Source organism: Streptomyces sp. NPDC048419 (assembly GCF_043200415.1).
Classification (GTDB): Bacteria; Actinomycetota; Actinomycetes; order Streptomycetales; family Streptomycetaceae; genus Streptomyces.
This window is the reverse complement of sequence record NZ_JBICXT010000005.1, coordinates 217,875-236,440: the sequence shown is the minus strand read 5'-3', so window position 1 is coordinate 236,440 and position 18,566 is coordinate 217,875. Positions and strand designations below refer to the sequence as shown.

The window sequence follows — 18,566 nt, the reverse complement described above, 5'->3', positions numbered from 1 at the left end:
TCGTGACCACTGTGACCAAGGAAGCAGGGGCTCCCGTACCGGCCGACGCGGGAGCCTTCCTCTCGGTGCGGGACCTGCATGTCAGCTTCAAGACCGAGGACGGCGTGGTGAAGGCCGTCGACGGCCTCTCCTTCGACCTGGACCGCGGCAGGACGCTCGGCATCGTGGGCGAGTCGGGTTCCGGCAAGTCCGTCACCAACCTGACCATCCTCGGGCTGCACAACCCGATGTTCACCACCGTCGAGGGCGAGATCCTCCTGGAGGGCCAGGAGCTGACGACGGCGCGGGAGTCGCAGCTGGAGCGGCTGCGCGGCAACAAGGCCGCCATGATCTTCCAGGACCCGCTCACCGCCCTGTCGCCGTACTACACGGTGGGCCGGCAGATCGCCGAGCCCTTCATGAAGCACACCGGGGCCTCGAAGAAGGCCGCCTGGGACCGGGCCGTGGAGATGCTCGGCAAGGTGGGCATCCCCAACCCCAAGGAGCGGGCGAAGGACTATCCGCACCAGTTCTCCGGGGGTATGCGCCAGCGGGCGATGATCGCCATGGCGCTGGTCTGCGACCCGGACCTGCTGATCGCCGACGAGCCGACGACGGCGCTGGACGTGACGGTCCAGGCCCAGATCCTCGATCTGCTCAAGAGCCTCCAGCAGGAGTTCGGCTCGGCGATCATCTTCATCACGCACGACCTCGGGGTCATCGCCGACATGGCCGACGACATCATGGTGATGTACGCGGGCGGCGCGGTGGAGCGCGGCACGACGAGAGAGGTGCTGCACGCGCCGCAACACCCTTACACCTGGGGTCTGTTGAACTCCATGCCGCGGCTGGACTCGGACCTCGACGCCCCGCTCGCGCCGATCCCCGGCGCCCCGCCCTCCCTGCTGAACCCGCCGTCCGGCTGCCGGTTCCACCCGCGCTGCACGTTCCAGGACCGGGTCGGCGGGAACCGCTGTGTCACCGAACGTCCGCTGCTGGGCCCGGACCGCGACTCCGCGTGCCACCTGACGGCGGAGCAGAAGCACACCATCTTCGTCGAAGAGATCAGGCCCCGTCTGGGCTAGGAGGAGACGGCATGACAGAGGACCTCGTCCTCCCAGCTCCGCGGGAGACGGCCGGTGGGCCGGAAGGGGAGCCGCTGCTCGAAGTGAGCGGGCTCACCAAGCACTTCCCGGTCAAGGGCGGCTTCCCGATCCGGCGCACGATCGGCGCCGTGCAGGCGGTCGACGGCATCGACCTGACCGTGCACGTCGGCGAGAGCTTCGGCCTCGTCGGTGAGTCCGGCTGCGGCAAGTCGACGACCGGCCGGCTGATCACGCGTCTGCTGGAGCCCACCGCGGGCAAGATCTCCTACCGCGGGCAGGAGATCACCCACGCGAGCCGCAAGCAGCTGGCGCCGATCCGCTCCGAGATCCAGATGATCTTCCAGGACCCGTATTCGTCGCTGAACCCGCGCCAGACGGTCGGCAAGATCATCGCCGGCCCGATGGAGATCAACGGCGTCAACCCGGCGGGCGGCCGCGAGAAGCGCGTGCGCGAGCTGCTGGAGATCGTGGGTCTCAACCCCGAGCACTACAACCGCTTCCCGCACGAGTTCTCCGGCGGACAGCGTCAACGTATCGGCGTGGCAAGGGCGTTGGCCCTGGAGCCGAAGCTGATCGTCGCCGACGAGCCCGTCTCGGCCCTGGACGTCTCCATCCAGGCGCAGGTCGTCAACCTGCTCCAGGAGGTCCAGAAGGAGCTGGGCATCGCGTTCCTCTTCATCGCCCACGACCTGGCCGTCGTACGGCACTTCTCGCACCGCGTGGCCGTGATGTACCTCGGCAAGATCATCGAGGTCGGGGACCGCACGTCCATCTACACCCGGCCCCGCCACCCCTACACCCACGCCCTGCTCTCGGCCGTCCCCGAGGTGAGCCTGTCCGCGGACGAGGACGAGGCCCAGCGCGAGCGCATCCGGCTCGCCGGCGACGTACCGTCCCCCATCTCCCCGCCCTCCGGCTGCCGCTTCCGCACCCGCTGCTGGAAGGCGCAGGACAAGTGCGCGAGCGAGGAGCCGCCGCTGGTTCGTCTGTCCGGCAACCACGACGGGCACCTGACGGCCTGCCACTTCCCGGAGGAGCCGTCGATCGAGGCGCGGGAAGAGGACATCGTGCTGGACCCGGCGCTTGCGGCGCTGGAGGAAGATGCCTAGCCCTGCCCCTCCGGGGAGTGCGGGGTCTTCAGGGCGTCGATGAAGGGAGTGAAGGCGCCGACCCGGACGGTGAGGATGCTGCCGGCCGGGTTCTTGGAGTCGCGGATGGCTATGTGCGTGGGGTGGGGCGCGATCTCCACGCAGGCGTTGCCGTCGCCGCTTCCGGAGTACGAGGACTTCCGCCAGTTGTCGGGGGTGACCATCGGGTGCCTCACAGCTCTTTCGTCAGCCTGTGGATGAGGTCACGCGACCGCTCGGGTTCGAGTGACACCGCCTCCACTCTACGGAAGAGTGTTCGGAAGACGCCGAGTTGAGCCTCGGAGTCGATGAAGAGCGAACCGTGAGGACCGTCGCGTACGACGGTGTCCAACCGAGAGACGGTGCCGCCCGCGTACACCATGGCCGCCGTGATGTCGGCGAACTCCTCCAGTGCGAAGGGAATGACACGCACCGTGATGTGGCCCGCTTCGGAAAGCTCCAGGATGCGGGCGAGTTGAGCTCGTGAGGTGGCACGGCCGCCGACCTTGATGCGCAGTGCCGCCTCGTGGATCACGGCCTTGTACGGGGTCGCCCCCTCCTCGACGATGACACGCCGTTGCATCCGGTGCCGGACGCGCGGCTCCAACTCGTCTGCCGGGAGTTCGGGGACGCGGTGCGAGAACAGTGCCCGGGCGTAGTCCTCGGTCTGAAGGAGGCCGGGAACGTGCAGGAAGTCCACGTCCCACCGGTAGGCGGCGTGGTGCTCCAGCTCGGACAGGTCCAGGAACGATGTGGGGAGCAGGCCGCGGTACTCCTCCCACCAGCCGCGAGTCCGGTCTGTTGCCATCGCCACCAGGGCGTTGAGCAACTCTCCGTCCGTACACGCGTAGTTGGCGGCCAGGCGGCGCAGCCGCTTCTCGCTCACGCCGGTGAGGGCGGATTCGACCTGGTTGATCTGCGTCGAGCTGACTCCGAGCAGTGCCGCCGCCTCCCGGCCCGTCAGGCCTGCCGCGTCACGAAGTCTGCGCAGCTCGATTCCCAGGCGCATCTGACGCGCTGTTGGATCGCGCCTCAACCCGGCCATGCACTTCTCCTCGGCTCAACGCGCTTGAGGGCGCGACTCGTTCGGGGTCAGGTTACGCGACCGGCTTGCTAGACCTGGAAATGAAGGTCTACTGTCGGTGACGCGACGCACACGCTGCGGAAGGGCTCCGCCCCCTCGCAACCCTCCGAAACCCCCACCGTCGAACCGGAGTTGCCGCATGCCCGAAAACGAATCCGAAACCTGGGAGTACTCCCTCTACATCCCGCACGATCCCCGTGCCGTCACCGTCTGTCGCCGTACCCTTCGGCTGATCCTCACGATGCACGGCCTCATCGGGCTCGTGGACGTCGCCGAGCTGCTCGCGACGGAGTTGGTCTGCAACGCCGTACGCCATACGAAGGGGCCCGCCGCGCTACGGGTCCGGTGGGGCGCCGGTGTGCTGCGGATCGGGGCCTGGGACGGCGACCCCGAACCACCGGAACCGCCCCAGGCGTTGGGGCGGCTCGGGGAGACGGAGGGAGGGCGAGGGCTGGCGTTGGTCCGGGCGTGTGCCGACGCATGGGGGTGGCAGCCGCTGTCCAGGCACGGGAACCGGGGCAAGTACGTGTGGTGCGAATTGGCATCAGCGTAGGCGCCTGGGGCCCGATGGCCTGGGATGTATTCGATTGACGGGGTGCGGTGGACGATGGAACGGTGAAGCCGCGCCACCAATGGGGCGCTTCGTACTCAACTCCCCGCTGACCACGGGGAGCACAGAGGGGGAAACATGCTTCACCGCACTGCCGTCAAGGCAGCGCTGTCCGGTGCTGCCGTCATATCGGCGCTCCTGATCCCGGCAGCCGGTTCCGCGTCCGCCGCGTCACCCGCATCCGGGCAGACCGTCACACCACAGGCCACCAGCTACGACGCCAAGTGCAGGAGTCACAGCCGCACGTACGTACTGAAGAAGTACTACCGCCAGGTGCCCGTCGGCCCGCCCACCTTCATCACTCTGCGCTGTGGCACCAGCACGTGGGGCTGGAAGCACATCAAGGCGGGGCACGGCTGGAACAGCGCGATGGACCGGAAGATAAGCGCCGCCATCGGAACCGGGGACCCCAACGGCCGCGGTGGATACTCCACCTACGCCAATCAGTGCCCGCGCATCGAGAAGTTCCGCACCATCATCGGTACCCCGGGCGGGCGCAACGACCTCCTGACCGCCTACAAGGTGGACCAGCCGGCCGTCGCCGGCGCTGCCCGCTGCTGAACACGGTGACGGGGTGTGGGCCGAGGTGAAAGGGTGGTTGATCCCAGTGGAGGAACAGACGTCGGCCGAGCAGGCCCTCGGACGCTCGTACGTCACCGCTGACGGACTCCGGTTCGACGTCGGCGCATTGACGGTCGAGCACCATCCCGACCGCAGCGCGACGCTGACGTACCGGCTGACCGTGCGCCGTCCGGACCACCCGGACGAACGCTGGGTCGTCGCCCTCCCCTGGGACGACAAGTCCTTTGTGGATGTGCTCACTTCGCCCGCACCCCCTCCCGACCGGCTGCAGCAGCTCGTGCATCTCGTCCACGCCCATCTGGAGGAGTGGTGGGACACGAAGGGGCACAACCGGCGGTCGGCGAAGATGGGTCGGCGACTCACCTGACCCGTCCCGCCCACGCATCACCTCGCGGACGTAGGGTGCCTGGCCGTGACGGCTTCTTCGAACGGCGCGCCGCTGTGGCGTGACAGACGGTTCCTGCTGCTCGCCGGCGCGCGCGTCATCTCCGTGCTGGGCAACGGATTCGCGCGCGTGGCCCTGGCGTTCGCGGTTCTGGCCCTTCCGGGAGCCGGCCCGGGCCGGCTGTCGCTGGTGGTGGCCTGCCAGGCCCTGCCGCAGCTGGTGTTCATCCTGGCCGGCGGCGTCGTCGCGGACCGGATGTCACGGTCGAGGCTGATGGCCCTGGCCGACGTCCTGGGGGCCGGGGCCTACGGGGGCCTGGCCGCCATGGTGCTGACCGGCCACGCGCCCCTGGTGGCGCTCTGCGTGCTCGCGGCCGTGGCGGGGACGGCAACGGCCCTGTTCGCGCCCGCGATGGACGGCATGGTGCCGCTGATCGTGCCCGCCGACCGGCTGCAGCGCGCCAACGGCCTGCTGCGGATGGGCACCAACAGCTCGCTGCTGCTCGGCCTGGCGCTCTCCGGGGTCGCGGTGGCCCTGGTCGGGCCCGGCTGGTCTCTCGCACTCGACGCCGCGTCCTTCGTGGTCAGCGCGGCCCTGACGTCCCGCCTCGGCGTGACCGCGGCGCCGCGCAAAAAGGCTTCCGGGTGGGCCGATCTGCGGGAGGGGTGGCACGAGTTCTCCTCCCGGCAGTGGCTGTGGGTCGTGGTCGTCCAGTACGCGGTCGTGGTCGCCGCGACCAACGCCAACGTCGGGGTGCTGGGCCCGCTGACCGCCGAACAGCATCTGGGCGGGGCGCGAGCCTGGTCCGTCATCGTGGGCGCACAGGCCCTGGGCACCATCGCCGGCGCGGGGCTCGCCGCCCGCGTGCGGGTGCGACGGCCCATGCTGGTCGCCGTGTCGTGCACGTTCCCCGCCGCGGTGCCCATCGCCCTGCTCTGCGCCCGGGCGCCCGTATGGCTGATCGCGGCGGCCATGTTCTGCGCCGGCATCTCGAGCGACGTCTTCGGCGTCCTGTGGGCCACCACCATCCAGCGCCAGATCCCCGAACACGCCTTGTCCCGCGTCAGTTCCTACGACTGGTTCGGCTCCCTCGCGCTGGCCCCGCTCGGCCTGCTGGTGGCGGGACCGGTCGCACAGGCCGTGGGCACCGGCCGGGCCCTCGCGGGCTGTGCCGCCCTGATCGTCCTCGCCACCGCGGCGGCGCTGCTCTCACCCCAGGTGCGCACGCTGGGCACGCAGAGGGTGCCCTCCGGCGCCGTAGGGGCCACGAAGGCCGCTGCGGAGCCGCAGGCGGGCGCCTGAGGCCTGTGCGCACCCACGGCAGAGAAGAGGCCCACGCGGCGCGAGAGCGCGGCGTGGGCCTTCATCCCCGGGAAGCGGACGTTCGGGGCTCGGGTCAATGGGCCTTGAAGGTCCGTTCCGAAGAGGGCGGCTGACGAAAGGGGTGTGTCAGACCGCCGCCTCGGGGTCCTTGGAGAGAACGGCGGCGGGCGCGGCATCCACCGTCTCGGGGTAGTGGCACGCGGTCAGGTGGCCGGGCTTGTTGCCCTCGACCTGGACCAGCGGCGGGGCCTCGCTCGCGCACTTGTCCGTCGCCTTCCAGCAGCGGGTGCGGAAGCGGCAGCCGGAGGGCGGCGAGATCGGGGAGGGCACGTCTCCGACCAGCCGGATCCGGTCACGGGCCGGCTGGTCGTCCGCCGTGGCCTCTGGCACGGCGGACAGCAGGGCCCGGGTGTAGGGGTGGCGCGGGTTGCCGTACAGGTCGTCGCGGTCGGCGATCTCGACGATCTTGCCGAGGTACATGACCGCGACGCGCTGCGAGAAGTGCCGTACGACGGCCAGGTCGTGGGCGATGAAGACGAAGGCGATGCCCAGCTCCTGCTGCACCTTCTGGAGCAGGTTCACCACCTGGGCCTGGATGGAGACGTCGAGGGCCGAGACGGGCTCGTCGGCGACGATCAGCTTCGGCTCCAGCGCGAGGGCGCGGGCGACACCGATGCGCTGGCGCTGTCCGCCGGAGAACTCGTGCGGGAAGCGGTTGTAGTGCTCGGGGTTGAGACCCACGATCTCCAGCAGCTCGCGCACGCGCTTCTCGCGGCCGCCCGCCGGGTTGACGCCGTTGATCTCCATCGGGCCGGCGATGATCTTGCCGACCGTCTGGCGCGGGTTCAGCGACGCGTACGGGTCCTGGAAGATCATCTGGATCTCGGAGCGGATCGGCGCCAGCTGCTTGCGGCTCGCGTGGGTGATCTCCTGCCCGCGGTAGGAGATCTTGCCCGCGGTGGGCTCCAGCAGACGCGTGATCAGCCGGCCGGTCGTCGACTTGCCGCAGCCGGACTCACCGACCAGGCCCAGGCTCTCGCCCGTGGCCACCTGGAAGTCCAGGCCGTCGACCGCCTGTACGGCGCCGACCGTGCGCGGGAACGGGAAACCGCCCCTGATCGGAAAGTGTTTGGTCAGCCCGGAGACGTCCAGGAGGGGGGTGGCGTTGCTCATGATCGTGAAATCCCGTCTCGTGTCCGTCAGTTGTGCCGCGACGCGGCGAATTCGGCGAAGAACTCCTCGCGCTGCTCGAGCGAGAGGTGGCAGGCCGAACCCCGGCCGTCGACCACGTCGAGCAGCGGCCGCTCGGTGGAGCACAGACCGTCCGCGACCTTCTCGGTGAAGGTGCAGCGCGGGTGGAAGCGGCAGCCGGACGGGGGGTTGAGCAGCGACGGCGGCGAGCCCGGGATCGGGTTCAGCGGCACGTCGACCGAGCCCTCGAGACTCGGCATCGAGGTCATCAGGCCCAGCGTGTACGGGTGCTGCGGGGTGCGCAGCACCTCCTGCTTGGTACCGCGCTCCACGCACCGGCCGCCGTACATGACCAGTACGTCGTCCGCGATGTCGGCGATGACGCCGAGGTCGTGGGTGATGAAGATGATCGCGGTGCCGAACTCCTGCTGAAGGTCCTTGAGCAGGTCCATGATCTGGGCCTGGACGGTCACGTCGAGAGCGGTCGTCGGCTCGTCGGCGATCAGCAGCTCGGGGTCGCAGACCAGCGCCATGGCGATCATCGCGCGCTGGCGCATACCCCCGGAGAACTGGTGCGGGTAGTCGTCCACCCGGACGTCCGGCTGGGGGATCCCGACCCGCCGCAGCATCTCGATCGCCCGCGCCCGGGCCTCCTTCTTGGAGGCGCCGGTGTGCTTGCGGTACGTCTCGCCGATCTGGATGCCGATGGTGTGGTACGGCGACAGCGAGGCCAGCGCGTCCTGGAAGATCATCGACATCTTGTTGCCGCGCAGCCGCTCGAGCTCGCGCTCGGTGGCCGTGAGCAGGTCCTTGCCGTCGAGCAGGATCTCGCCGTCAATCGTCGTACGGGCGGGGTCGTGCAGGCCGAGGATCGACAGGTTGGTGACGGACTTGCCGGAACCCGACTCGCCCACGATGCCGAGCGTCTTGCCCTTGGCCAGGTCGAAGGAGAGGCCGTCGACGGCCTTGACGATGCCGTCCTCGGTGGAGAAGTGGACCTTCAGGTCCCTGACGGAGAGGAAGATCTGCTGGTCGGTGCTCGTCACTGGGACGCTCCAGGGGTGATGCGAGGGGTCGGGGGCAGGGCGGCGGAGGTCAGGCGAGCCGGATCCGCGGGTCGATGAGGGCGTAGACGGCGTCGACGATGATGTTGAAGAACACGATCGCGCCGGCCGACAGCACGGTGACGCCGAGCAGCATGGGCAGGTCGCTCTTGTCCACGGACGAGAGCGCCAGCCGGCCGACACCCTGGAGGCTGAAGACGGACTCGGTGATGATCGCGCCACCGATGAGGGTGGCGAGGTCGATGCCGAAGATGGTGACGATCGGGCCCATGGCGCCGCGCCAGGCGAACCGGAAGAAGACGTTGCGGCGGGACAGGCCCTTGGCCCGGGCCGTGCGGACGTAGTCCTCGCTGAGCGTCTCGACCAGCTGGGAGCGCGTCATACGGGTGTAGTTCGCGGTCCAGATCAGGGACAGCACCAGCCAGGGCAGCATCAGGCCGGAGGCCCAGCTGACGGGGTTCTCCGTCAGAGGCGTGTAGGAGGGGTTGTCCAGGATGTCGAGCTTGCTCACGAGAAGGTACATCGCGAGGTAGCCGACGAAGTAGATCTGCATCGAGGAGGCGACCAGGGAGGCCGAACTGGCCACCTTGTCCTGCCACTTGCCCTGCTTGACGGCGGCCATCATGCCGGTGCCGATGCCGAAGACCAGGAAGACGACGGCGGAGCCGAAGGCGAGCGAGAGCGTCAGCGGCAGCCGGTCCAGGATGGTGCCGAGCACCGGCTGGCGGTTGGCGAACGAGTAGCCCAGGCACGGGGCGTTGCAGTGGCCGAAGCCGGAGTAGTCGCGTCCGACGAAGACGCCCTTGAGCCATTCCCAGTACTGGACCGGGATCGGATGGTCGATGCCGAGGTTGTGCCGGATCTTCGCCAGCATGTCGGGCGTGCAGTTCTTGCCGCAGGACATCGTGGCCGGGTCACGCGGAACGGCGTAGAAGAGCCAGAAGGTGACGGCGCTGATGATCAGGAGGATGACCAGCGCGCCGAGAACTCGGCGGACAAGGAAGCGGGGCATGAGGGCGTGACTTTCCGGACGGGGCGCCGTCGCCGGGGAGAGGAGGGGGGTGGGCCACCGCGGGGGCGGCCGTCGCGACGGCCGCCCCCGGTCGGCTTACTTCTTGACGTACAGCTTGCAGAGCGCGACGCAGGTGTTGCCGGCGTCGTAGACCACGTTGCCGACCTTGGATCCGTACATCCAGTTACGGATGGAGTGGTAGTCCGGGACGACCGCCGCGAGCTCCATGATCTGCTTGTCGATGGCACCCCACGCCTTGTTGGCCGCCTTCGTGTCCGCGATCGTGGAGGCCTGGTCGATCGCCTTGTTCACGGTCGGGTCGTTCAGCTGGGCGTAGTTGCTGCGGCCGTCGCCGATGTTCTTGCCGCTCCAGCAGGGGTAGAAGACCGAGTAGCCGTTCGGCCAGTCCGGGCTCCAGCCGGCGGCGAACAGGTCGTAGCCGTTGTCGATCTTGCCGATCTGGGTGTAGAAGGTCGTCTTGTCGACCTGCTTGTTGACGACCGTGAAGCCCGCCGCCTCCAGGGCGTTCTTGATCGCGACGGCCTGCTTCACCGCGTTGTCCGACTGCTGGTAGGCGATGACCAGCTTCTGGCCGACCTTGCCGGCCTCCTTCAGCAGGGCCTTGGCCTTCGCCGGGTCGCCACCGGGCTTCGTCTCCACGCCGTAGAGGTCGAAGTTCTCGTAGCCGGGGGTGACGGGGCTGAGGATGGTGGAGGCCAGTTCGCTGGTGGCCTTGCCGCCGCGGATGGTCTGCAGCTGCTGGTGCGGCCAGGCCCAGTTGATGGCCTGACGGACCTTGACGTCCTTGATCCGGGTGGTGTTGATCGGCCAGTAGTAGGTGACCGTGTCGACCTGGGTGAGGACGCGCTTCTTCAGCGTGGCGTTGGTGAGCACCTGCTGGGTGCGCTCCGGAGCGACCTCGTTGAAGATCGACATCGTGTACTGGTCGTTGCCCTTGTCCGCGATGTAGCGGTCGGTGGAGGCGACGGTCTCGAAGCCGAACTGGAAGAGGTACTTGTCCGGGTAGGCGTTGCGCATCGCGTCCGTCTTCGGGTCCCAGTGCTCGTTGCGCACGTAGGTCAGCGACTTGCCGATCTTGCGGTCGCCGATCTTGTACGGACCGAGGGCGTACGGACGCTTGTCGTACTGCTCCTTGGTGTCGTGCTTCTTCGGCACCAGGCCGTAACCCGGCATGCCGAGCGTGTAGTTGAAGTCGGCACGCGCCTCGGTGAGGTGGAACGTGATGGTCTTGCCGTCGATCTCGATCGAGTCGAGGCTCTTGCCGCTGTAGGGGCCCTTGTACTTGTCGCCGCCGACCAGCCACTGCTGGACGTAGCGGGGACCCTCGGTGACGAAGGAGGCGAAGAGGCGCTCGAAGGTGTGGCGGACGTCGTCCATGGACAGCTCGGCGCCGTCCTCCCACTTGATGCCGTCCTTGATGGTGAACGACCAGGTCTTGCCGCCGTCCTTCATGGTGCCGGCGTCGGTGGCGACGTCGCCGATCAGAGTGCAGCCGCCCTTCTCGTCGATCTTGTAGCCGGTGAGGCCGCGCAGGATCGGACGGGTGATGGCGCCCTCGGTCGAGACGTAGATCTGGGCCGGGTCCAGGTGGTCCATGTCGAACTGGTCGAGCGAGTAGATCGTGCCGCCCTTGACCGCACCCGGGACCTCCGGCGCGGGGCCGGTGGAGTCGGCCTTGGTGCCGACCGGGATGTTCATGGTCTTGGCACCGGAGACCGAGGGCACCTTGTCGTTCGACGAGCTGCCGCCCCCGCTGCCGCCGCAGGCGCTCAGCACGGTGGTGCCGGCCGCGGCCACACCGGTGGCTATCAGGAAGTTTCTGCGGGAAAAGGACATGCTGGGCCTGCCTCTTGTGTGAGTCGTGACGAACGGGACCGGCCGGGCGGCGGGCCGGCCGGGACGGGGAGCTTGGGTTACCGCCTGGACTTCGGGTCGAGCGCGTCGCGCACCGAGTCACCGAGCAGGTTGAAGGCGAGGACGAAGATCACCATCGACAGGCCCGGGAAGAGCATGAAGGTGAAGTCCTCGGTGTAGAACTGGGCGCCGCGAGCGATCATGACGCCCCAGTCCGGGGTCGGGTCGATCATGCCGACGCCGAGGAAGGAGAGACCCGCCTCCGAGGTCACGTAGAGGGGGAGCAGCAGTGTGAACTGGATGATGATCGGTGTCCACAGGTTCGGCAGCAGCTCCTTGAACACGATGCGCATCGGGGACGCGCCCGTGATCTTCGCTGCCTCGATGAACTCCCGCTCGCGCAGGCCGAGTACCTGGCCGCGCAGCAGACGGGCGATGCTCGACCAGCCGAAGAAGGACAGGACGATGATCAGCGCGAAGGCCCGCAGCGAGGTGGGGATGTTGTCGTCCGGGGCGACGAAGAAGCCGAAGACGACGGGCATGAAGGCGATGAAGAACAGCGTCGAGGGGAACGACAGCAGGATGTCGATGACCCGGCCGACGAAGTAGTCGACCTTGCCCCCCAGGTAGCCCGCCGTGACACCGATGAGGACGCCGAGCACCGTGGTGAGGATGGCGGCGGCCGCGGCGATGCCCAGCGAGTTGCGGATGGCGTACAGCAGGAACGTGAAGACGTCCCGCCCGAGCTGGGGCTCGATGCCGAACCAGAAGTCCGAGCTCATACCGCCGTTGGGACCGGCCGGGTAGGAGAACGCGTTCAGCAGGTTCGGGTTCTGGCTGGCGTACGTCGTGTACGGGTCCTTGCCATAGAGCTTGGCTATCAGTGGCGCGGCCACCGCGATCACGATGAAGAAGATCACGATGTAGGCGGATATAACACCCGTCCGGTCGCGCTTGAAGCGAGTCCAGGCCAGACGCCCGGGTGAACGGCTCTCGCTGCCCTTGGGGGTGGAGGGCGAGGGTGACGTCTCGACGCTCGCGTCGGTCACCTCGAGCGGTGCAGCCGCCGATGGAGTTGGGGGGGTCATGGTGCTCCTGGCCCAGGAGGAGGTCTGAGTGACTCCGCAGGGCGCTCCCCTACGGGCTACGCCGGACTTTTTCAACGCAATTCGTTCAAGGTCAATAAATTCTCACTCGACTTGGGCTTAGCTTTGCTTTCTTTGCCCGGCCTTGACCGATCTGTAGCTACGCGTGTAGTGCCTTGTAATCGATCCGTGTCCAGATTCGGGCTAACTGCGCGAAACGGGCAAGGAGTTCGATATGCGGATGCCTCCGTATCGAAATCCGTACATCTCCGCGTAACGATCCAACGGTTCGGCATCGGATGGTGAAGATCCATTGCGCGATCCGCGGAAGATCCTTTGTCCCGGCGAGGCCCGTGCGCGCCCATCCGGATGGCATGACCCGCCGAAGATCCCCCAATGGGCTCGGTGCGTGTGCGGTGCGTTCCTTTTGAGTTGATATTGCCGGTAATGGACTGGCAGTCATGAGGAGGCACACGATGCGCGGAGCCACGCACGCCAAATGGGCCGCGGGCGCGGCGGCGGTCGCACTCGCCGCGACGGCCTGCGGGGGCGGCGGCAGCGACAACGGCGGCGGCAGTGGTGGCAGCGGTGGCGTGCTCAGCTCCTCCTGGGGAGACCCGCAGAACCCGCTGGAGCCGGCCAACACCAACGAGGTGCAGGGCGGCAAGGTCCTCGACATGATCTTCCGCGGGCTCAAGCGGTACGACCCCAAGACCGGCGCGGCCAAGGACATGCTCGCCCAGAAGATCGACACCACGGACTCGACGAACTTCACCGTCACCGTCAAGAGCGGCTGGAAGTTCAGCAACGGCGAGCCCGTCACCGCCAAGTCCTTCGTGGACGCCTGGAACTACGGCGCCAGCCTGAAGAACAACCAGAAGAACGCGTACTTCTTCGGGTACATCGAGGGCTACGACAAGGTCCACCCCGACAGCGGCAAGCAGACCGCCGACACGCTCTCCGGGCTGAAGGTCACCGGCACCAACACCTTCACGATCAAGCTCAGCCAGAAGTTCTCGACCTTCCCGGACACCCTCGGCTACGTGGCCTTCGCGCCGTTGCCGCAGGCGTTCTTCAGCGACCACGCCTCCTGGATCGCGAAGCCCGTCGGCAACGGTCCGTACACGGTGCAGTCGTACACCAAGGGCTCGAAGATGTCCCTCAGGAAGTGGGACGCCTACCCCGGCACGGACAAGGCGCAGAACGGCGGCGTGGACCTCAAGGTCTACACCGACAACAACACCGCCTACACCGACCTCATCGCCGGCAACCTCGATCTGGTCGACGACGTCCCGGCCGCCCAGCTCAAGAACGTCAAGAGCGACCTCGGCGGCCGGTATCTGAACACCCCGGCCGGCATCATCCAGACGCTCGCCTTCCCCTTCTACGACCCGAACTGGAACAAGAGCGGCTCGCAGAAGGTGCGCACGGGCCTGTCCATGGCGATCAACCGCAAGCAGATCACCGACACGATCTTCCAGAAGACCCGCACCCCGGCCAGCGACTGGACCTCCCCGGTGCTCGGCACGAAGGGCGGGTTCCAGGACGGGCTGTGCGGGAGCGCCTGCGACTACAACCCCTCCGAGGCGAAGAAGATGGTCCAGGAGGGCGGCGGACTGCCCGGCGGCCAGGTCAAGATCAGCTACAACGCGGACACGGGCTCGCACAAGGAGTGGGTGGACGCCGTCTGCAACTCCATCAACAACTCGCTCGGCAACGACAAGGCCTGCGTCGGCAACCCGGTCGGCACCTTCGCGGACTTCCGCAACAAGATCACCGCGAAGAAGATGTCGGGCCCGTTCCGGGCCGGGTGGCAGATGGACTACCCGCTGATCCAGAACTTCCTGCAGCCGCTCTACTACACCAACGCCTCCTCCAACGACGGCCACTGGTCCAACAAGGACTTCGACAACCTCGTGAACCAGGCCAACGGCGAGACCGACACCACCAAGGCGATCTCGCTGTTCCAGAGCGCCGAGAAGGTCGTACGGGACAACATGGCGGCCATCCCGCTCTGGTACCAGAACGGCAGCGCAGGCTGGTCCGACCGGCTCTCCAACGTCGCCCTCAACCCCTTCAGCGTCCCGGTCTACAACGAGATCAAGGTCGGCTGAGCGCCTATGGGCAGGTACGTGGTCCGGCGTCTGATCCAGATGATCCCGGTGTTCATCGGGGCCACGCTGCTGATCTTCCTGATGGTCAACGTGATGGGCGACCCCATCGCGGGCCTGTGCGGCGAGCGGCAGTGCGACCCGGCCACGGCCGCCCAGCTGAAGAAGGAGTTCGGCCTCGACAAACCGGTCTGGCAGCAATACCTGACGTACATGGGGAACGTCTTCACCGGCGACTTCGGCACCGCGTTCAACGGGCAGAAGGTCACCGAGCTGATGGCGACGGCGTTCCCCGTCACGATCCGGCTCACCATCGTGGCGATCCTCTTCGAGATCGTCATCGGCATCACGCTGGGGGTGATCACGGGACTGAAGCGCGGGCGTCCGGTCGACACCTCGGTGCTGCTGCTCACCCTCGTCGTCATCTCCGTCCCCACCTTCGTCACCGGCCTGCTGCTGCAGCTGCTGCTCGGCGTCGAGTGGGGCTGGATCAAACCGTCGGTCTCCCCGGACGCGAACTTCGGCGAACTGATCGTGCCGGGCCTGGTCCTGGCCTCCGTCTCCCTCGCCTACGTGACCCGGCTGACCCGGACCTCCATCGCGGAGAACCGGCGCTCCGACTACGTCCGCACGGCCATCGCCAAGGGCCTGCCGCGGCAGCGGGTGATCGTCCGGCACCTGCTGCGCAACTCCCTGATCCCCGTGGTGACGTTCATCGGCACGGACATCGGGGCGCTGATGGGCGGCGCGATCGTCACCGAGCGGATCTTCAACATCCACGGCGTCGGCTACCAGCTCTACCAGGGCATCCTGCGGCAGAACACGCAGACCGTCGTCGGCTTCGTGACCGTACTCGTCCTCGTCTTCCTGGTGGCCAACCTGCTCGTCGACCTCCTGTACGCCGTACTCGACCCGAGGATCCGTTATGCCTGAGCAGTACGAGTCCGAGGGCGTCATCTCCTCCGCGGGCACGGGCGGCGCGATGGACCTCGCGGTGACCGAGGCGGAGACGCTGGAGCGGACGCCCGGGGGACCGGAGGGCACGGGGCCCGCGGGCAGGCCGCGCTCCCTGTGGTCCGACGCCTGGCGGGACCTGCGCCGCAATCCGGTCTTCATCATCTCGGGGCTGGTGATCCTCTTCCTGGTCGTCATCTCCATCTGGCCGTCGCTGATCACCTCCGGCAACCCCCTCAAGTGCGACCTCTCCAAGGCCCAGGAGGGCTCGCAGCCCGGCCATCCCTTCGGCTACGACGGCCAGGGCTGCGACGTCTACACGCGCACGGTGTACGGGACCCGTGTCTCCATCAGCGTCGGCGTCCTGGCCACACTCGGTGTCGCGCTCCTCGGGTCGGTCCTGGGCGGACTCGCCGGGTTCTTCGGCGGGGGCTGGGACTCACTGATGTCCCGGATCACCGACATCTTCTTCGCGATCCCGGTCGTGCTCGGCGGTCTCGTCCTGCTCTCCGTGGTGACCAGCAACACGATCTGGCCGGTCGTCGGCTTCATCGTGCTGCTCGGCTGGACGCAGGTCTACCGCATCGCCCGCGGCTCGGTCATCACCGCCAAGCAGAACGACTACGTCCAGGCCGCCCGCGCCCTCGGCGCCTCCAACTCCCGCATCCTGCTGCGGCACATCACCCCCAACGCCGTGGCCCCGGTGATCGTGGTGGCGACCATCGCGCTCGGCACCTACATCGCCCTGGAGGCGACCCTGTCCTACCTCGGCGTCGGCCTCAAACCCCCCACGGTCAGCTGGGGCATCGACATCTCCGCCGCCTCCCCCTACATCCGCAACGCCCCCCACATGCTCCTGTGGCCGGCCGGCGCCCTCGCCCTCACGGTCCTCGCCTTCATCATGCTGGGCGACGCGGTGCGGGACGCTCTCGATCCGAAGCTGAGGTGATGGCGTTGCTGCTCGAAGTGCGGGACCTGCACGTGGAGTTCCGGACCCGGGACGGAGTGGCCAGGGCCGTCAACGGGGTGGATTACAGCGTGGACGCGGGGGAGACGCTCGCGGTGCTCGGGGAGTCCGGGTCGGGGAAGTCCGTCACCGCGCAGGCGGTCATGGGCATCCTCGACATCCCGCCCGGGAGGATCACCGGCGGCGAGATCCTCTTCCAGGGACGGGACCTGCTGAAGCTCAAGGAGGACGAGCGGCGCAAGGTCCGCGGGGCCGAGATGGCCATGATCTTCCAGGACGCGCTGTCCTCCCTCAACCCCGTGCTCTCCGTGGGCGACCAGCTCGGCGAGATGTTCGTCGTGCACCGGGGGATGTCGAAGAAGGACGCGCGGAACAAGGCCGTCGAGCTGATGGACCGGGTGCGCATCCCGGCGGCCAGGGAACGCGTCAAGGACTATCCGCACCAGTTCAGCGGCGGCATGCGCCAGCGCATCATGATCGCGATGGCCCTGGCCCTGGAGCCCGCCCTCATCATCGCCGACGAGCCCACCACCGCCCTCGACGTCACCGTCCAGGCTCAAGTCATGGACCTGCTAGCCGAGTTGCAGCGCGAGTTCAACATGGGGCTCATCCTCATCACCCACGACCTGGGCGTGGTCGCCGACGTCGCCGACAAGATCGCGGTGATGTACGCGGGCCGGATCGTCGAGTCGGCCCCCGTGCACGACATCTACAAGGCGCCCGCACACCCGTACACCAAGGGCCTGCTGGACTCGATCCCCCGCCTGGACCAGAAGGGCGAGGAGCTCTACGCCATCAAGGGCCTGCCGCCCAACCTCATGAACATCCCGGCCGGCTGCGCCTTCAACCCCCGCTGCCCGATGGCCCAGGACGTGTGCCGCACGGACCTGCCGCCCCTGTACGAGGTGGACGGCCAGGACTCGGCCCGGCGCAGCGCCTGCCACTTCTGGAGGGAGTGCCTGAATGGCTGAGCCGATTCTTCAGGTCAGCGGGCTGGTCAAGCACTATCCACTCACCCAGGGCATCCTCTTCAAGAAGCAGGTCGGCGCCGTGAAGGCCGTCGACGGCGTCGACTTCGAACTGGGCCGCGGCGAAACCCTCGGCATCGTCGGCGAGTCCGGCTGCGGCAAGTCGACGGTCGCCAAGATGCTGGTCAACCTGGAGAAGCCGACGGCCGGTCAGATCCGTTACAAGGGCGAGGACATCGCCCGGATCTCCGGCAAGGCCCTGCGCTCCGTGCGGCGCAACATCCAGATGGTCTTCCAGGACCCGTACACCTCTCTCAACCCCCGTATGACGGTGGGCGACATCATCGGGGAGCCGTACGAGATCCACCCCGAGGTGGCCCCCAAGGGCGACCGGCGCGGCAAGGTCCAGGAGCTGCTGGACGTCGTGGGCCTCAACCCCGAGTACATCAACCGTTATCCGCACCAGTTCTCCGGCGGCCAGCGTCAACGCATCGGCATCGCCCGCGGGTTGGCCCTGCGCCCGGAGATCATCGTCGCCGACGAGCCGGTCTCCGCGCTCGACGTCTCCGTGCAGGCCCAGGTGATCAACCTCCTCGACCGGCTGCAGAGCGAGTTCGAGCTCAGCTACGTCTTCATCGCGCACGACCTGTCGATCGTCCGGCACATCTCGGACCGGGTCGGCGTGATGTACCTCGGCCGGATCGTGGAGACCGGCCGGGACAGCGAGATCTACGACCACCCGACGCACCCGTACACCCAGGCGCTGCTGTCCGCCGTCCCCTTGCCCGACCCGGAGGCGCGCGAGCACCGGGAGCGGATCATCCTGGCGGGCGACGTGCCGTCACCGACGAACGTGCCCTCCGGCTGCCGCTTCCGCACCCGCTGCTGGAAGGCGCAGGAGCGGTGCGCGCTGGAGGTGCCGGAGCTCGCCGTGCCCGCCGTGTTCCGCTACGAGACCGGCCCGACCGCCCATGACTCGGCCTGCCACTTCGCGGAGGAGAAGCAGGTCGTACCGGCCGAGGAGCCGGAGCAGAAGGAGCAGGAGCGGGAGGAAGAAGAGGAGTAACACGCAGGCAACTTGGCCGACCCGCCTCCGATATACGGACGCGTCAGGCTGTGGAGCGTACGGCCGTGCGGGTGCCG

General features: G+C 67.9%; 18 protein-coding genes. 11 read left to right on the top strand and 7 right to left on the bottom strand.

The window, feature by feature from the left end; all coding sequences use genetic code 11:
• Positions 1-2 precede the first annotated feature (2 nt).
• Both ACGFYN_RS13870 and ACGFYN_RS13865 read left to right on the top strand, forming a co-directional pair.
• On the top strand, positions 3-1,064 hold the full coding sequence (locus ACGFYN_RS13870) for an ABC transporter ATP-binding protein (RefSeq protein WP_393866025.1): 1,062 nt from the start codon (positions 3-5) through the stop codon (positions 1,062-1,064).
• A gap of 11 nt (positions 1,065-1,075) precedes the next feature.
• Positions 1,076-2,194 (top strand): ABC transporter ATP-binding protein, encoded by a 1,119-nt coding sequence (locus tag ACGFYN_RS13865; RefSeq protein ID WP_393866024.1) that lies wholly within the window; start codon positions 1,076-1,078, stop codon positions 2,192-2,194.
• On the opposite strand, the gene ACGFYN_RS13860 is transcribed toward ACGFYN_RS13865, so the two are convergent.
• Entirely contained in the window at positions 2,191-2,397 is a 207-nt protein-coding gene (locus tag ACGFYN_RS13860) for a DUF397 domain-containing protein (RefSeq protein WP_393866023.1), read from the bottom strand. The genes ACGFYN_RS13865 and ACGFYN_RS13860 overlap by 4 nt on opposite strands.
• A gap of 8 nt (positions 2,398-2,405) precedes the next feature.
• A complete protein-coding gene (locus tag ACGFYN_RS13855; RefSeq protein WP_393866022.1) occupies positions 2,406-3,221 on the bottom strand; it encodes a helix-turn-helix domain-containing protein in 816 nt (271 codons plus the stop codon).
• 214 nt (positions 3,222-3,435) lie between these two features.
• Between ACGFYN_RS13855 and ACGFYN_RS13850 the strand changes: the two genes are divergently transcribed.
• The 4 genes from ACGFYN_RS13850 (at position 3,436) to ACGFYN_RS13835 (ending at position 6,175) form a co-directional block, all read left to right on the top strand.
• Complete coding sequence (locus ACGFYN_RS13850; RefSeq protein ID WP_393866021.1) at positions 3,436-3,849, top strand: ATP-binding protein; 414 nt, start codon at positions 3,436-3,438, stop codon at positions 3,847-3,849.
• A 135-nt stretch (positions 3,850-3,984) separates the two neighbouring features.
• A complete protein-coding gene (locus tag ACGFYN_RS13845; protein ID WP_393866020.1) occupies positions 3,985-4,467 on the top strand; it encodes a hypothetical protein in 483 nt (160 codons plus the stop codon).
• Between the two features lie 46 nt (positions 4,468-4,513).
• Complete coding sequence (locus ACGFYN_RS13840; protein ID WP_393866019.1) at positions 4,514-4,855, top strand: hypothetical protein; 342 nt, start codon at positions 4,514-4,516, stop codon at positions 4,853-4,855.
• 45 nt (positions 4,856-4,900) lie between these two features.
• Positions 4,901-6,175, top strand: coding sequence for an MFS transporter (locus tag ACGFYN_RS13835; protein ID WP_393866018.1), 1,275 nt, complete (start codon positions 4,901-4,903; stop codon positions 6,173-6,175).
• 147 nt (positions 6,176-6,322) lie between these two features.
• On the opposite strand, the gene ACGFYN_RS13830 is transcribed toward ACGFYN_RS13835, so the two are convergent.
• The 5 genes from ACGFYN_RS13830 to ACGFYN_RS13810 all read right to left on the bottom strand — a co-directional run bounded on the left by ACGFYN_RS13830 (position 6,323) and on the right by ACGFYN_RS13810 (position 12,426).
• Positions 6,323-7,369, bottom strand: coding sequence for an ABC transporter ATP-binding protein (locus ACGFYN_RS13830; protein ID WP_393866017.1), 1,047 nt, complete (start codon positions 7,367-7,369; stop codon positions 6,323-6,325).
• A gap of 26 nt (positions 7,370-7,395) precedes the next feature.
• Positions 7,396-8,433, bottom strand: a complete 1,038-nt coding sequence (locus tag ACGFYN_RS13825) for an ABC transporter ATP-binding protein (protein ID WP_393866016.1) — start codon at positions 8,431-8,433, stop codon at positions 7,396-7,398.
• A gap of 49 nt (positions 8,434-8,482) precedes the next feature.
• A complete protein-coding gene (locus ACGFYN_RS13820) occupies positions 8,483-9,463 on the bottom strand; it encodes an ABC transporter permease (protein ID WP_393866015.1) in 981 nt (326 codons plus the stop codon).
• Between the two features lie 96 nt (positions 9,464-9,559).
• Positions 9,560-11,320: an ABC transporter substrate-binding protein gene (locus tag ACGFYN_RS13815; RefSeq protein WP_393866014.1), complete on the bottom strand. Its 1,761-nt coding sequence runs from the start codon at positions 11,318-11,320 to the stop codon at positions 9,560-9,562.
• Between the two features lie 77 nt (positions 11,321-11,397).
• Positions 11,398-12,426 carry an ABC transporter permease gene (locus ACGFYN_RS13810; protein ID WP_393866013.1) on the bottom strand — a complete coding sequence of 343 codons (1,029 nt, stop codon included), beginning with the start codon at positions 12,424-12,426 and terminating at the stop codon, positions 11,398-11,400.
• A 473-nt stretch (positions 12,427-12,899) separates the two neighbouring features.
• On the opposite strand from ACGFYN_RS13810, the gene ACGFYN_RS13805 reads away from it, so the two are divergent.
• Genes ACGFYN_RS13805 through ACGFYN_RS13785 form a run of 5 tightly spaced genes read left to right on the top strand, consistent with a single transcriptional unit; the run spans position 12,900 to position 18,489 of the window.
• Positions 12,900-14,537: an ABC transporter substrate-binding protein gene (locus ACGFYN_RS13805; RefSeq protein WP_393866012.1), complete on the top strand. Its 1,638-nt coding sequence runs from the start codon at positions 12,900-12,902 to the stop codon at positions 14,535-14,537.
• Between the two features lie 6 nt (positions 14,538-14,543).
• On the top strand, positions 14,544-15,467 hold the full coding sequence (locus ACGFYN_RS13800; protein ID WP_393866011.1) for an ABC transporter permease: 924 nt from the start codon (positions 14,544-14,546) through the stop codon (positions 15,465-15,467).
• A complete protein-coding gene (locus ACGFYN_RS13795; protein ID WP_393866010.1) occupies positions 15,460-16,437 on the top strand; it encodes an ABC transporter permease in 978 nt (325 codons plus the stop codon). The genes ACGFYN_RS13800 and ACGFYN_RS13795 overlap by 8 nt, the downstream gene beginning before the upstream one ends.
• A 5-nt stretch (positions 16,438-16,442) precedes the next feature.
• On the top strand, positions 16,443-17,426 hold the full coding sequence (locus tag ACGFYN_RS13790) for an ABC transporter ATP-binding protein (RefSeq protein ID WP_393866261.1): 984 nt from the start codon (positions 16,443-16,445) through the stop codon (positions 17,424-17,426).
• Positions 17,419-18,489, top strand: coding sequence for an ABC transporter ATP-binding protein (locus ACGFYN_RS13785; RefSeq protein ID WP_393866009.1), 1,071 nt, complete (start codon positions 17,419-17,421; stop codon positions 18,487-18,489). The genes ACGFYN_RS13790 and ACGFYN_RS13785 overlap by 8 nt, the downstream gene beginning before the upstream one ends.
• The last annotated feature ends 77 nt before the right edge of the window (positions 18,490-18,566 follow it).